Annotated in this window: 12 protein-coding genes and 1 tRNA gene; 5 read left to right on the forward strand and 8 right to left on the reverse strand. The window is 65.6% G+C overall.

The window, feature by feature from the left end:
- Positions 1–36: 36 nt before the first annotated feature.
- Both queA and MUO23_08710 read left to right on the forward strand, forming a co-directional pair.
- Positions 37–1,059, forward strand: coding sequence for a tRNA preQ1(34) S-adenosylmethionine ribosyltransferase-isomerase QueA (gene queA, locus MUO23_08705; GenBank protein ID MCJ7513035.1), 1,023 nt, complete (start codon positions 37–39; stop codon positions 1,057–1,059).
- 365 nt (positions 1,060–1,424) lie between these two features.
- On the forward strand, positions 1,425–1,925 hold the full coding sequence (locus MUO23_08710; GenBank protein MCJ7513036.1) for a hypothetical protein: 501 nt from the start codon (positions 1,425–1,427) through the stop codon (positions 1,923–1,925).
- Between the two features lie 70 nt (positions 1,926–1,995).
- Here MUO23_08710 and MUO23_08715 read toward each other — a convergent pair whose 3' ends face one another.
- A complete protein-coding gene (locus tag MUO23_08715) occupies positions 1,996–2,880 on the reverse strand; it encodes a hypothetical protein (GenBank protein MCJ7513037.1) in 885 nt (294 codons plus the stop codon).
- 487 nt (positions 2,881–3,367) lie between these two features.
- Here MUO23_08715 and MUO23_08720 point away from each other — a divergent pair, with 487 nt between their 5' ends.
- The gene (locus MUO23_08720) at positions 3,368–3,532 is read left to right on the forward strand and encodes a hypothetical protein (GenBank protein ID MCJ7513038.1); all 165 of its coding nucleotides are present in this window, start codon (positions 3,368–3,370) and stop codon (positions 3,530–3,532) included.
- Positions 3,533–3,685: 153 nt separating this feature from the next.
- Here the strand turns inward: MUO23_08720 and MUO23_08725 are convergent, their stop codons facing one another.
- Both MUO23_08725 and MUO23_08730 read right to left on the reverse strand, forming a co-directional pair.
- The gene (locus MUO23_08725) at positions 3,686–4,051 is read right to left on the reverse strand and encodes a hypothetical protein (GenBank protein MCJ7513039.1); all 366 of its coding nucleotides are present in this window, start codon (positions 4,049–4,051) and stop codon (positions 3,686–3,688) included.
- 309 nt (positions 4,052–4,360) lie between these two features.
- Positions 4,361–4,436 (reverse strand) — tRNA-Glu (locus MUO23_08730).
- A gap of 138 nt (positions 4,437–4,574) precedes the next feature.
- Between MUO23_08730 and MUO23_08735 the strand changes: the two genes are divergently transcribed.
- On the forward strand, positions 4,575–6,497 hold the full coding sequence (locus tag MUO23_08735) for a TIGR03960 family B12-binding radical SAM protein (GenBank protein MCJ7513040.1): 1,923 nt from the start codon (positions 4,575–4,577) through the stop codon (positions 6,495–6,497).
- Between the two features lie 4 nt (positions 6,498–6,501).
- Positions 6,502–7,152, forward strand: a complete 651-nt coding sequence (locus MUO23_08740; protein ID MCJ7513041.1) for a TIGR03936 family radical SAM-associated protein — start codon at positions 6,502–6,504, stop codon at positions 7,150–7,152.
- A gap of 235 nt (positions 7,153–7,387) precedes the next feature.
- Here MUO23_08740 and MUO23_08745 read toward each other — a convergent pair whose 3' ends face one another.
- The 5 genes from MUO23_08745 to MUO23_08765 form a co-directional block, all read right to left on the reverse strand.
- Entirely contained in the window at positions 7,388–7,723 is a 336-nt protein-coding gene (locus tag MUO23_08745) for an SCP2 sterol-binding domain-containing protein (protein MCJ7513042.1), read from the reverse strand.
- A 13-nt stretch (positions 7,724–7,736) separates the two neighbouring features.
- Positions 7,737–8,906 carry a thiolase family protein gene (locus MUO23_08750; GenBank protein ID MCJ7513043.1) on the reverse strand — a complete coding sequence of 390 codons (1,170 nt, stop codon included), beginning with the start codon at positions 8,904–8,906 and terminating at the stop codon, positions 7,737–7,739.
- 163 nt (positions 8,907–9,069) lie between these two features.
- On the reverse strand, positions 9,070–11,523 hold the full coding sequence (locus MUO23_08755; GenBank protein MCJ7513044.1) for a 3-hydroxyacyl-CoA dehydrogenase/enoyl-CoA hydratase family protein: 2,454 nt from the start codon (positions 11,521–11,523) through the stop codon (positions 9,070–9,072).
- A 65-nt stretch (positions 11,524–11,588) separates the two neighbouring features.
- Complete coding sequence (locus MUO23_08760; GenBank protein MCJ7513045.1) at positions 11,589–12,842, reverse strand: acyl-CoA dehydrogenase family protein; 1,254 nt, start codon at positions 12,840–12,842, stop codon at positions 11,589–11,591.
- A 28-nt stretch (positions 12,843–12,870) separates the two neighbouring features.
- Positions 12,871–13,686, reverse strand: an 816-nt coding sequence (locus tag MUO23_08765) for an acyl-CoA dehydrogenase (GenBank protein MCJ7513046.1), incomplete at its 5' end; no start/stop codon positions are given.

The following is a 13,686-nucleotide window of genomic DNA, read 5'->3' on the forward strand; positions in this document are numbered from 1 at the left end:
GCCCTCAACATCCTGCTGCGCCTGCGTAAGTAGGCCGTGGACACCTCCGATTTCGACTACGACCTGCCGCCCGGCAGGATCGCGCAGCGGCCGGCTGTGCCGCGCGACGCTGCCCGATTGATGGCCTATGACCGTGCCAGCGGCCGCCTTGCCCACCATGTCTTTTCAGATTTGCCGGAACTCCTTCGGCCCGGGGATGTGCTGGTGGTCAACGACACCCGGGTCTTCCCGGCGCGCCTGCCGATGAAAAAGGCGGCCAGCGGCGGGAAAGCCGAACTGCTCCTGCTTCACAAGCTTGACCCGACCACGTGGGAGGCGCTGGCCGGCGGCAAGGGTCTGCGTCCGGGCACCGAGCTTCAGGCCGCAGCCGGCCCGGCGGCCACCATCCTGCGCGACCTGGGCGGCGCCCGACGACTGGTCGCCTTCGAAGAGCCGATTGAGCCGTTCCTGGCCCAGATCGGGCAGGTGCCCGTGCCGCCCTACATCCACCAAGTGCCCGAAGATCCCGAGGACTATCAAACCGTGTTTGCCGAGCCCACCGGATCCGCCGCGGCGCCAACCGCCGGGCTGCACTTCACCCGGGCGCTTCTCGCCCGACTGCAAGCCGGCGGCATCCCAGCGGTCGCGCTCACGCTCCATATCGGGCTGGACACCTTCGCTCCCGTGCTGGAGGCGAGGCCCGAGGATCACGTCATCCACAGCGAGTGGTGCCACATCAGCCCGGAGGCTGCTGCCCGTCTGAATCAGGCGCGGGCTGCCGGGGGACGGGTGGTCGCCGTCGGGACAACCGCCGTCCGTGCACTGGAGACGGCGGCTCGGGCGACCGGCGGAGCCCCGGGCGTCGCCCCCTACACGGGTTCGACCAACCTGTACATCCTCCCTGGGCACGAATTCCGAGTGGTGGATGCGCTGATCACCAACTTCCACCTGCCGCGATCGACGTTGCTGGCGTTGGTGTCGGCCTTTGCCGGCCGGGAGCAGGTGCTCTCGCTCTACCACACTGCGATCTCCAAGGGCTATCGCTTCTACTCCTTCGGGGACGCGATGCTGTTCACGTAGCCCCGGCAGGGGGCTTTCAGGATCAACCCGCATCTTCGGCGGGACTCTGATTTCGGGAGTGCGAGGCCGAGCAGGGCAGATCAAGCTCGGGGCCGTGGTCACGCCCGCGCTTCGCCGCTGTTCCCAACCCGCGGAAGGCGATGAACCTGCCTACACCACCCGGGATGCAGACCCGCGTCTGGTGCCCATCCAAGGGGAGCGGTGCGGGCTGGCGATTGGCAGCTGAGAACGATAAGGTACAACAGATAATGCAATCGTTCGTGAGAACGATTGGAAAGGTGATTGGGATAAGGGCATCCAACGCTCAAGCCGTAGACGAATCGCCACTATGTCTAGCGCACAATATTTCAAAAAGGAGAAATGAAATGGCTAAGAAGCAACTGGTACTTGCATTCTTTGAAAACGAGGCCGCGGCTGATGAAGCGGTGAAGACGATCAAAGCGTGGGACAAGGCGAGCAAGGAAATCAAGCTCGGCTCAATCGGTGTGTTGGTCAAGGATGACAAGGGCAAGGTCAAGACCGCCAAGGTGGGCGCACGCCACACCGCCACTGGTGTGGCTGGCGGCGTCCTGGCCGCTGTCCTGTCCGGGGGCGTTAGCTTATTGGCCGGGGTGGTGGTCGGCGGCGTTGCCGGCGGCTTCTTCCACAAAGGTCTGGGGCTGCCCAAAGAGGACGTCTCCAGAATCGGCGGTGAACTGGACGGCGGCCGCGCGGCTGTGTGCATCCTGGCCGGAGATGACGAAGCCCAAGCCGTGTCTGCCAAACTGACAGAGATCGGCGGCAAGGCGGAAACGCACGAAGTCACAGAAGCGGCGCTCGAAGAAGCCGCGAAGGCGACCGGAGTTGAGACCGGAGCCGCCGCCTGATCCAGCGCTGCGGCTAGCTCTGAGGAAGAACTGAGCAAGAACTGGTGGAGGAACCGGATGCGTTGGCGGTTTATCCACCAGTTCTGTTCATCTCGCCAATTCCCCTCACGGGATTTGTGATTATCCAGGCCTGGCCGTTGCGATCTGCTGGCGCAGCAGGTCGTAGACCCAGATGGCGTCGTTGCCCGCTTCGGCCACGGCCGCCTTGGATATCTCCTTGACCTCTTGACGTCGGGACGACCTCGTTGGCATCGGCCAGCTTTGGGACGACCGTTACCCAGTAGGCGGAGCAATCGTTGGGCGACCGGGGCTTCAGCGGGACAACCGTCTGCTCGGGTTCGCCGGCAGGCGCGGTGGTCAAGACCGTCCCGCCCTCCGTCTCTTCGACGGGTTCCTCAGCGGGGGCGTCCGGTTCTGCAATCGGCACGGGGCGCCTATCGCACAGCTTCTCATCCGGCTTTGCGGCTGCCTCGATCAGGGGCGGGCTTACTGTACGGTCTTCATCGTCGTCGCCGAAGTCTGCTTCGTCCTCAGGGTAATCATCGACCGCCAGCGGGGTGGACGGCGCCAGAGCCGCCAGGCGTTCAGCGCAGCTCTGGGCCCACTTGGAAGAGGGGTCGGGGCGAATGTCGATCAACCTCTTCTTGACCGGCACGACCTGGCCAGGCCCCTTGTGCCACTGGACGGTATCCTCGCGGCGGGAGACGATGATCGGGATGCCGGCTGCGCCCGGGCTCTGCCCCAGGGCGTCCGCTGCGACCTGGATCGCGGCCAGGTTTCGCCGCAGGTCGATCAGGTCACCGGAAGAACCGGGCTTGATCTGCCTCCATCCCGATTGACAGCCCGCCCAGGCTGTGACATACTGTCCAGCACAATTACTTCCTCCTCCTGCCATCCCAATGTAGAGGAGGTGATGCCCATATGAGTACCAGTGGTAGTAGTAGCGCTGCGGCATCCCTCCTCTCGATCGGATGAGGATGCCGCAGCGCAGCAAGGGGCCGAGCCATCGGCCCCTTGCGCCCTTTTCGGCCTGATCTCCCTCCTTCCGGCGACCGGCCCAGCCATCTGACGCATCTCCGGCTTGCCCTCCAGCCTGCAAGCCGTAGGTGTCGGCGTCATCCAGCGACGCCCGACGAACCCGCCCCTCGCTTCGGTCCGAAGAACGCCTGCCGAGATTGCCTGCCGAATCACATATTCCACCCCGGCGCCGGGTCCACCGAGAGCTGGAGGGCAGTGCAAGAGATCGGCGCGGCCGGTGATGAACCTCTCATCCTGCGGCTTCCAGTGGGCAGGCGGGACTCAAGCGCTGGCCGAGAGGGGTGGGCGCAACCTCTGAATGCCTTTGCCCCCTTGCTGGGTTTGAGAGTGGGGATCGGAACTGCAGGAAGTAGTTCGGTGAATTCGGCTGAGGGCCACGGGTTGTTGTCGCCCTGGAGGACGAAGTGGCCACCCTGGCTGTCGCTGATCCGGTGGATGATCGGCCCGAGGCGGGGATGCTGGTAGGCAACGATGTCGCCGACGCCGTAGCGCGGCGCCTGGCGGGGGCGACGACTAGGTCACCCGTCTCCAGCGACGGCTGCATGCTCGCCCCGGCGAGCATCACGTAGGTTGAACTCCCGCCGACGGCCACCGGGGCGAGGGCGGCCCAGAGGGCGAGGGTGAACGCAAGAACGGCCGCCGAACGCACTCGATCACCAAGCGACATGATCCCCGCTATCGGGGGCCCGCCGCGCGGCGGGCCCCTCGGTTCCAGGTCTGGCCTAGTCCGCCGCGACGATGCGCAGCATGGTCGCGCCGGCCGCGGTCACGCCGCTCAGGGAGCAGCTTACGCTCCCCGAGGAGTTGGTGCACGAGGTCCAATTGGCACTGTTGTCCAGCGAAATGTGCACATCGCTGGCCGATGTCGGCGCGATGTTGAAGGTCGTTGCGCTGACATTGGCGGGATCGGCCGGGTGTAGCGTGTAGCTCACATTGGTGATGGTGAAGCCACTGATTGTCCCAGAACCGTCTCTGGCGTAGGTCGTTGCCGGGACCGTGCTGGCTGCGGCAAAGGCATAGACGGCGGCCGACAAGATCAGGACCATCACGATCGCGGCCAGCGTGCGGGGGCGGAAGAGTCTCGACATGATTGCGCTCCTGTTGTTGTTTAAGCCGGCCCGCAATTGCGGGTCCGACCCGGAGCCATCCCACACGAGAACCCCTTTGTGCGATCTTGCGCAGGCCTTACACTCCGGACGATTTCGGTGGTCTAGTCCCGCGGACCCACTCCGATTTGAGATCGCAGCTGGACTCCGCAGGGCCCGAGGCGATAGAGCTCCCAACCAGGTTCACCGGGGACCCTGCCAGGCCCCCTGTACTCCAATGATGCAAGGTTGGAGCCAGTGCGCGGAGAGAATCAAACGACGGAGCCGATACGGAACAGCTCCGTCGATTCGTGGTGCCCCCACGGGGATTCGAACCCCGGTTTTGGCCTTGAGAGGGCCACGTCCTGGGCCACTAGACGATGGGGGCCAGCGCGCAATGCTACCACGCAGCGAGATTCTCCGTCAACGGCTGGTGCCTCTTGCGCTCACCCTCCCAGGTTGACCACAACCGGAGGCTAGTATAATTCCAACCTGTCTTGTCCAAATCCTAGCGCGGAAGGAATCGGTGGACGCGGCCCCAGATCTCTCCCAACACCTGCCGCCTCTCCTCGCCCGGGTGCAGAAGCCCGGGCGCTACACCGGCGGGGAACTGAACCAGGTGGTCAAGGATTGGCTGACGACTCCCCTGCGGGTCGCCCTGGCCTTTCCGGACATCTACGACCTGGGGATGTCCAACCTCGGCCTGGCCATTCTCTACGACCTGATCAACCGCCAGCCGGACATGCTGGCGGAGCGAGTGTTCGCGCCCTGGGTAGACATGGAAGCCCAGCTGCGTTCAAGCGGGCTGCCCTTGTACTCCCTGGAATCAAAACGGGCGCTGTCGGACTTCGATATCCTCGGCGTCTCGCTTCCCTATGAGACGCTGTTCACCAACACCCTCAACCTGCTCGACCTCGGACGGATCCCGATTCGGAGCGCCGATCGCCGGGAGTCGGATCCGCTGGTCCTGGCCGGGGGTCACGCCTGTCTGAACCCGGAACCGATGGCCGAGTTCATGGACGCCTTCGTGATCGGGGAGGGCGAGGAGGTGATGCTGGAGATCGCCCGCCTGGTGCTGAACTGGAAGGCCAGCGGCGCCAGCCGCCAGGCGCTGCTCGGGCGGCTGGCCAAGATCTGGGGCGTGTATGTGCCCTCGCTGTACGAGGTGTTCTATTCCGGCGACGGTACGGTTGACCGGGTGTCGCCCAGCCACCCCGATGCCACATTTCCCGTGTTGAAGCGGATCGTCCCGGTGCTTCCTCCTCCGCCTACCAATTTCATCGTCCCGTACATCGACGTCACCCACAACCGCATCCCGATCGAGATCATGCGCGGCTGCACCCGGGGCTGTCGGTTCTGCCAGGCCGGCATGATCACCCGCCCGGTGCGGGAGCGGCCGGTGGAGGAGATCGTTGGGGCCATCGAGCAGGCTCTGGGCGCGACCGGCTTCGAAGAAGTCGCACTGCTGTCGCTATCGTCCTCCGACTACGATGAGATTCTTCCGCTGGTCGAGGCTGTCGCTCAACGCTTCAGAGATCGCCACCTGAACATCAGCCTGCCGTCGCTGCGGATCGAGTCGTTCTCAGCGCAGTTAATGGACGTCCTGCAGGCTGAATCGCATCGTAGCGGATTCACCCTGGCCCCGGAAGCAGCCACTGAGCGGATGCGAGAGATCATCAACAAGCCGGTGAGCACAGCCCAGGTACTCGCAACCGCGCGCGACATCTACGAGCGCGGTTGGCACACCCTGAAGCTGTACTTCATGATCGGACACCCGAGTGAGACCTTGGAGGACGTCCAGGCGATCGCCGACTTGTGCAAAGCCGTGCTGGCGGTTGGGCGAGAGGTGCGCGGCGGCAGGGCCCAGGTGCACGCCGGCGTCAGCACCTTCGTGCCGAAGCCGCACACGCCCTTCCAATGGGTGCCGTGCGACACGATCGAGCAGATCCGCCTCAAACAAGACCTGCTGAAGCGAACGCTGCGCGGCAAGGGCCTGAGGATGACCTGGACGCGCCCGGAAGAGACCATGCTCGAGGCCTGGCTGGCGCGCGGCGACCGGCGCATGGCGCAAGTGGTCTTCCAGGCCTGGAAGCTGGGGGCGCGGTTCGACGCCTGGAAGGAGCATTTCGATAGTGCCGCCTGGTTGGCAGCCTTTGCCAGCGCCGGTCTGGAGCCCACCTTCTACACGCATCGTGAACGACCCATCGACGAGACCCTGCCCTGGGATCATATTGACGGCGGCGTGAAGAAGTCCTTCCTGACGGAGGACTACTTGATGAGCCAGCGGGGCCAGACGCGTGTGGATTGCCGCAACCGATGCTTCGCCTGCGGCATCCTGCCCAAGTATGCCCATCTGCGGCGCGAGAATCCGGGAGAGGTTTGGGAATGCCCCGAGGTCCGATCCCCCCAACGCGCCGCCAGCCTATCTCTGCCGGTCGAGGCCGCCTGAGGCCGTGGAGCTGCAGCCAACCTACCGCTACCGGATCACTTTCGCCAAGACCGAAGCCATGCGCTTCACCGGGCACCTTGACCTGCATCGCGCCTGGGAGCGCACCTTCCGCAGAGCCGATTTGCCGCTTGCGTACGATCACGGGTTCACGCCTCACCCTCGAATCCAACTTGGCTGCGCCCTGCCCCTGGGGTTCGTGGGCGACGGGGAACTGATGGACGCCTGGCTAGAGCGGCCCGTGGCGCCGGACCAGATGCTCTCCCAGCTGCGCGGCTCCGCTCCGCCTGGGATCCTGGTGCATCAGGTCGAGGCTGTCAGCGGAGCGGAGCCTTCGTTGCAGCAGCAGGTGGTCGAAGCCGAGTACGAGGTCGACCTGATGCAGGGTTCGCCTCAGGCCGAGCTCGGGCTCCGGCTGGCGGAACTGCTCGCCCATGAGTCGCTGCCACGGGTGCGACGCGGCAAGCCGTACGATCTTCGGCCTTTGATCGTGAGCGCGGAAGCCGCCTTCCCGCAAGCCGCTGGCCCCCGACTGCGGTTGCGCCTGTCCGCCCGGGAATCCGCCACCGGACGACCGGACGAGGTCTTGGCGGCGCTCGGAGTCGACCCGAGCCTTGCAGACATCCGGCGCACCCGACTGTACCTGGCGACCTCCTGATCCCAGTCTGCGTCGGACCCGACACGCAGCACAATCGGCCAGCGGCTGGCGATGCCTCTTGGGCGATAACTCTCTCGGGTGTTGGCAGTTGAGCCTGGACCTCTCCCCGGGGAGACTCCGCAGGCCGCTCCGGTGATGTCCTGAGCCACAAACGAACACGACCGGGTCTGCGCGGCGTGGTGCAGCGCCAACCGGTCGTGCCGGGGAGATCCAGGCTAGGGCGTGGCTGGTCCCGCTAGGCGGGGAGCTTGAAGAAGTCCATCATCTTCATGGCGACGCCCAGATCGCCCTTGAGCTTGACCTTTCCCTCGGCGAAAGCCCCCATGGCGTTCAGTTTGCCGGTGATGATGTCGAGGTAGTCCTTCGAGTCAGCCGAGAGGGTGAGCGTGGGATTCTCGACGGTCCCCTTGGCCGTGGTGCAGGCGCCATCCTTGATGGTCACGATCCAATCGCCGGCCTGCTCGCCTGACAGGTGGTACTGGATCAGAGCATTCACGCCCACCGCCTTGTCCGGCAAGAAGGCTTTGGGCATTAGGCCCATCAGTTTCTCGATCGTCAGTTCGTCTGCCACGTCTGCCTCCGGTTCAGTTTAGATGTTCGAAAATGCCGGCCGCCCCCATTCCGCCGCCGATGCACATCGTGACCATACCATATTTCGCCCGGCGCCGGCGCCCCTCGTAGGCCAACTGGGTGGTCAGCTTGGCGCCGGTGCAGCCCAGGGGATGCCCGAGGGCGATCGCCCCCCCGTTCACGTTCAGCCGGGCTGGATCCAGCTCGAGCTGGCGGATCACAGCCAGGCTCTGCGAAGCGAAGGCTTCGTTCAGTTCGATCAGGTCGATGTCCTTCAACCGCATGCCGGCCCGCTTCAACGCCCGCGGCACCGCCTCCACCGGGCCGATGCCCATCAACTCCGGCGGGACCCCCGCGACAGCGTAGCCAACAAATCGCAGCCGCGGTTGGCAGCCCATTCGCTTCACGGCCTCGCCGCTCATCACGACAACCGCTGCCGCGCCATCCGACAAGGGTGAGGAGTTGCCGGCCGTCCCCCGGCCGTGGGGCGCGAAGGCCGGTTTCAATGCGGCCAGGGCCTGCAGGGTGGTGTCGGAGCGCACAAGCTCATCGACCTTGAACTCCGACTGCTGCACACCCTCGGGCGAAACGATGCGCACCCCGATGGGAACAATCTGCTCTTCAAATGCGCCCCCGCTCTGGGCGGCCGCTGCCCGGGCGTGGCTTTCCAGGGCGAAGGCATCCATGTCCTGGCGAGTCACACCGTACTTGTCGGCCACATTCTCCGCCGTCTGCCCCATGCTGACGTACGCCTCCGGCATGTCAACGACCAGCCCCGGATGCGGGCTGATGCGGAACCCGGTCATCGGGACCAGGCTCATGCTCTCGACCCCGCCGGCGATGATCACGTCCGCCCCTCCGGCCAAGATACGCTCGCACGACTGGGCGATCGCCTGCAGCCCGGAAGCACAGAAGCGGTTGACGGTCATGGCCGGAACCGAGCTGGGGAAGCCCGCCAGCAGGCCGACCGATCGGGCCAGGTTCAATCCCTGGCTGCCCTCGGGAAAGGCGCACCCAAGGACGATGTCGTCGACCAGGGCCCGGTCGTGGTCACCTGCCCTGGCCCAAGCGGCCTCGACGACGGCCTTGGCCATGTCCTCCGGCCGAGTGGTAGCCAGCGCACCGCGCTTTGCCCGGCCGACCGCCGTGCGCGCGGCGGAAACGATGTATGCTTCCCGGCTCATCCCTGTCCTCCTGGAGCTGCCGGACGTGCCCGACCGCATCCCGATTGCGCTCCCCGCCAGAGAGATCGCGCCGTACCGTCCTACTGGCTTGCGCCCAGGCAGAGAGCTCTGTGCGTACCCTCGTCGTTCCCGCGCCGCGTCTGCATACTGCCGACCGCCGGCCTCAATTGCGCAGCGGCTTGTTGTGTTGCAGCAGGTAGGCCATACGTTCCAGCGTCTTGGCCTCATGGCACAAACCGAGGAACGCCTGGCGTTCCAGGTCCAGCACGGTCTGCTCGGGAACCCAGGCCGGCTCGGTCAGGTCTCCTCCACACAACACCCACGCCAGGGCCTGGGCGATGCGGGCATCGTGCTCGCTTGCCCAGCCTGCCTGCTGCAATCCCCAGACGGCCGCCCGCAAAGCCGCCAGCACGTCGCGCCCGGCCACGTAGATGGGCTCCGGCGGCGGCGGCAGATAGCCCTCGGCGACCATAGCCAGGGCGCTTCGCTTGGCCTGCGCCAGCAGATGGTCGCGATTCATCACGATCCGGTCGCTTCGGTCGAAGAATCCGAACTCCACCGCTTCATGCGCCCCGGTGGCGACCTTGGCCATTGCGATCTGCTCAAACACCTTGCGGACCACACTGATCGGGTCGGCGTCCGGTATGCGCATGACCGGATTCACCACCCGCCGCAGCATCTCCTTGCAGCCCGTCCCGGCCGGGATCAGGCCGACCCCAGCCTCGACCAATCCGATGAAGGTCTCGGCCGCCGCAACCCGGCGGGCGCAAGACATCACGACCTCGGCGCCTCCGCCGAGAGTCATTCCGAAGGGAGCGGCCACGATCGGCTTGGCGAAGTAGCGCAGGCGCAGCAGGCCGGACTGCATGCCTCGGATCAGTCGATCCACCTGTTCGAAGTCCCCCTGCTGGGACGCCATCCACAAGACGAACACGTTGGCTCCAGCACAGAAGTGCTGACCTTCATTGCCGAGCACCAGCGCATCGAACCGGTCCGCCTCCGCTTCGTCCAGGCTGCACGCCAGCATGTCGAAGATATCCTGATCGAGCGAGTTGGCCTTGCTGTGAAACTCGACCAAGCCGACCCGGTCCCCCATGTCGATCAAGCTGGCGGATGTGTTCTGCCGCAGCACGGCGCCCTGACCCGACTTGAAATGGCGCAGGGGAGCTACCCGCGGATCCGGCAAGATCGGGACATAGCCTCCTTCGGCCGGGCGGTAGACGGCCGTCGTCTCACTGGCGGTCCGGAGGTAGAAGCTCTCCGCCCCGCTGGCCAACATGTCCTTGACCCATGCAGCGACTTCGAAGCCGTCGGCTTCCATCCGGCGCGTCGTCTCCCTGACGCCGAGGGCATCCCAGATCTCGAACGGACCCATCGCGTGCATGAACCCCCACCGGATTGCCTGGTCGATGGCCAATGGGTCCTCGGCGATTTCGGGAATCCGCCGCGAGGCGTAGGCCAGGGAGAAGGCGGTGGTCGACCACAGGTACAGGGCCAGCCGCCGGTCTTCGTCCCCGGCCTCCGGCGAGTCGGTCTGAGCCATCAGCCAACGCAGTCGCTCGCCCAGGTCCTCGATCTTGCGGCCTTTGCCCACCAGACCGAAGCGCGGCTTGCCCGGAGGCTCGTGGTCCAGGGTTGCCAGGTTGAGCACCCAGAACTCCCGCTCCCCCGAATCGGTGACCACCTTCTTGGAGAACCCCGCCTCGGTCTTGTTGCCCAGCCAGTTGCGTTCGAGCATGTGGGCAAACATGTGCTGACTTGCGGAGTGATTGAGGATCTCCCGCGATTCATCGTGGGGGATGGCGTCATACAGGTTCTTCGAGACGTGCCCTATCACGTCGATGCCGATCAGATCGTACAGCCGGAAAGTCGCCGTCTTCGGCCGGCCGATCAACTCGCCGGTGATGGCATCGACCTGCTCCAGCGTGTAATCGTGGTCGAGGGCGTAGGCGATGCTGTAGGCGCCGCTCAGGCTGAGGAAGCGGTTGGCGACAAAGTTGGGGCTATCTTTGCACACCACAACTCCCTTGCCCAGACGAGCCTCGGCGAAGCCCCGGATGATCTGCAGTACGTCGGGCAGGGTCTCAGCCAGCGGAATGAGTTCGAGCAGTTTGAGCCAGCGCGGGGGATTGAAGAAATGGGTTCCCAGGAAATGCTGGCGGAAGCCGGTGGAGCGGCCCTCGGCCAGGTCAGCGATCGGGATGCCGGAAGTGTTGCTCGAGACGATGCAAGTGCGTTTGCGGACGGCGTCGATCCTCTCGTACAACTTGCGCTTGATCTCGAGGTTCTCGACGATGACCTCGATGATCCAGTCGACTTCGGCCAGCTTCTCGAAGTCGTCTTCGAGGTTGCCCAGGCTGATCAGCCGGGTCGACTCCTGGCTGAGGACTGAAGGCGGACGCTGGCGGGAACCAGCCTTCCAGCCGTTCTCCACGATTCGATTCCGCACCGCCCGGTCTTGCAGGCTCAGCCCAGCGGCTGCCTCGGCTGGCGTCAGCCGGTCTGGCACGATATCCAGGACCACGGTCGGGACGCCGACACCCGCCAGCAGAGCGGCAATCCCGCCGCCCATCGTGCCTGAGCCGATGACCGCGGCTCGATGGATGTGATAACCCATGCAGATCCCTCCCTTCCCCGGACTGCGGGGAGCCGGCGCCGGCCGGCAGCGTTGGGAGCCCGGTCTCAGGCGAGCTCGTGGCGACTGTAGTCCAGGATGCGGCGGGCGACGATCAAGCGGTTGATCTGGCCGGTGCCTTCGTACAGGTCATTGATCTTGGCGTCGCGGAACCACTTCTCGAGCAGCTCCTGGCGGGAGTAGCCGAGCGGGCCCATCAGCTCGACCGCCTTCTGGGTGATCTTGACCACGATGTCGCCGGCGCGGACCTTGGCCATCGAGGCCTCCAGGTTGTTCGGTTTGCGTTCATCCATCATCCACACCGCCTTCAGCACGAGCAACCAGCTCGATCGCAGCATGACCTCCATGTCGATCACCTCGCGCTCGATGCTGGTCAGGCGGTTGCGCGGCAGTCCGTAGCGGATGGTGACGCCGCTCGCCTCGAGCAGCTCCTTGACCCGCTCGAGGGTGGCCCGGGCAACTCCCAGGGCGGAGGCGGCTACCAGCGGGCGGCTGGCATCGAAGGTCGCCATGGCTCCCTTGAAGCCCTCGGTGGTCTTCTTCTCCACTTCCGGGCTTCCCAGGATGTTCTCGAAGGGGATGCGGCAATCCTGGAACACGACGGAGGCGGTGTCGCTGGCGCGAATCCCGAGCTTGTGCTCCAGCTTGGTCACGCGGCAGCCCGGGGTTCCGGCCTCGACGACGAAGGGCCGGACACCGGCCCGGCCGGCTGCCGGATCGATCGTCGCCCAGACGACAATGAAGCCCTGCGAGTCGACCAGCGCTTTGTGGCCGGCGGTGACGAAGATCTTCTCACCGTTGAGGACCCATGAGTCCCCGTCACGTACGGCGGCGGTGCGGGTCTCGGCCGGCATGGCCGAGCCGGCGTGCGGTTCGGTCATAGCCATGGCGTCGAACACCGGCTTCTCGCCGCTGAAGCGCGATAGGAAGCGCTGCTTTTGCTCGGGCGTGCCGGTGGCGGCGACCGCCGCCGCGCCCAGCATGCCGGCGGGGGTGCACAGGTACAGCCCGGCATCGCCCCAGGAGAGGATCTCCGCCGTGAAGGCCAGCCGTTGGTAGCCTGTCGACGGGGATTTCGGCTTGTCGGAGTCCTCGCCCTTCCTGGGCTTCTCTCCGCCAGGGATGAACGAGCCACCGCCCATCTGTTTGGTGGCATCGTGCATGAAATTGATGTAGTCCCACGGCACCTCGTGTTCGTGCTCGTCGAAGTGGCGCGCAACGGGACGCATCATGTTCTCGGCCACCATTGTCATCAGGTTGACGGTGTGCCGGACCTTCTCGGGCATGTCAAAGGTGATCATGGCTGCCTTCCTCTCGCCTCGACCCCGGCTAGACCATCGCCAAGCCGGGGAACACGGGGACGCCGCGCCCGTTGCGCATCCATCGCTCGACCGGGTGTTCGCGGATGTAGCCGTGCCCGCCCAGGTACTGCACCGCCCGATCCGTGACCATCATCGCCATGTCGGCCGACCCCATCAGCGCCAGGTATGCCTGCCGGCTGGCGTCCTGTCCGGCATCCAGCATCCAGGCGGCCTCCCACACCAGCAGGCGAGCGGCCTCGATCTCAATCGCCATCTCGGCTAGGCCGAAGGCGATCGACTGCTTCTGCGCCACCGGGGTTCCGAACACGATCCGGTCTTTGGCGTAGGCGAGTGCATACTCGTAGGCGGCTCGGCTGAGCCCGACGGCTAGCCCGGCCACGGCCACTGCGGCGGCCGCCAGCAGCGGCTTCGGATCATGCCCTTGGGTGCCGCCGAGGCGGCTGTCCCCCGCCACCTCCACCCCGTCCAGCTGCACCCGGAATAGCGGAAGCGCACCGAGGCCGAGTAGCGCTTCGCGCGCCTCCACCCGCAGCCCGGCTGCCTGCGCCGGGACGACAAAGGCCTGCGTCTGCCCGTCGCAGGCGGCGTACACGATCAGGCTTCGCGCTTGGTCGGCGAATGGAACCATGGCCTTGGTCCCTGCCAACCGGTAGCCTCCGCTGCTGGGCGTAGCTTGCGTGCGCATCTCGCCGGGGTAGAAGTCGAAGTCCGGCTCGATGAATGCCGCCGTGTAGGGCTGCCACTCGCCTTCGATCACCGGCGGGAGCAGGCTGCGCTTCTGCTCCTCGGTCCCGGCAAGCAGCAGCGGCACGGCATAGGTCGC

The organism is Anaerolineales bacterium, from assembly GCA_022866145.1.
Lineage (GTDB): Bacteria > Chloroflexota > Anaerolineae > Anaerolineales > E44-bin32 > PFL42.

Bases quoted from the DNA above. Each gene is read 5' to 3' on its own strand.
- MUO23_08715 (MCJ7513037.1), bottom strand. From the start codon at position 2,880: ATGCCGCAGCGCTACTACTACCACTGGTACTCATATGGGCATCACCTC.
- MUO23_08710 (MCJ7513036.1), top strand. From the start codon at position 1,425: ATGGCTAAGAAGCAACTGGTACTTGCATTCTTTGAAAACGAGGCCGCG.
- MUO23_08725 (MCJ7513039.1), bottom strand. From the start codon at position 4,051: ATGTCGAGACTCTTCCGCCCCCGCACGCTGGCCGCGATCGTGATGGTC.
- MUO23_08750 (MCJ7513043.1), bottom strand. From the start codon at position 8,906: ATGAGCCGGGAAGCATACATCGTTTCCGCCGCGCGCACGGCGGTCGGC.
- MUO23_08755 (MCJ7513044.1), bottom strand. From the start codon at position 11,523: ATGGGTTATCACATCCATCGAGCCGCGGTCATCGGCTCAGGCACGATG.
- MUO23_08760 (MCJ7513045.1), bottom strand. From the start codon at position 12,842: ATGATCACCTTTGACATGCCCGAGAAGGTCCGGCACACCGTCAACCTG.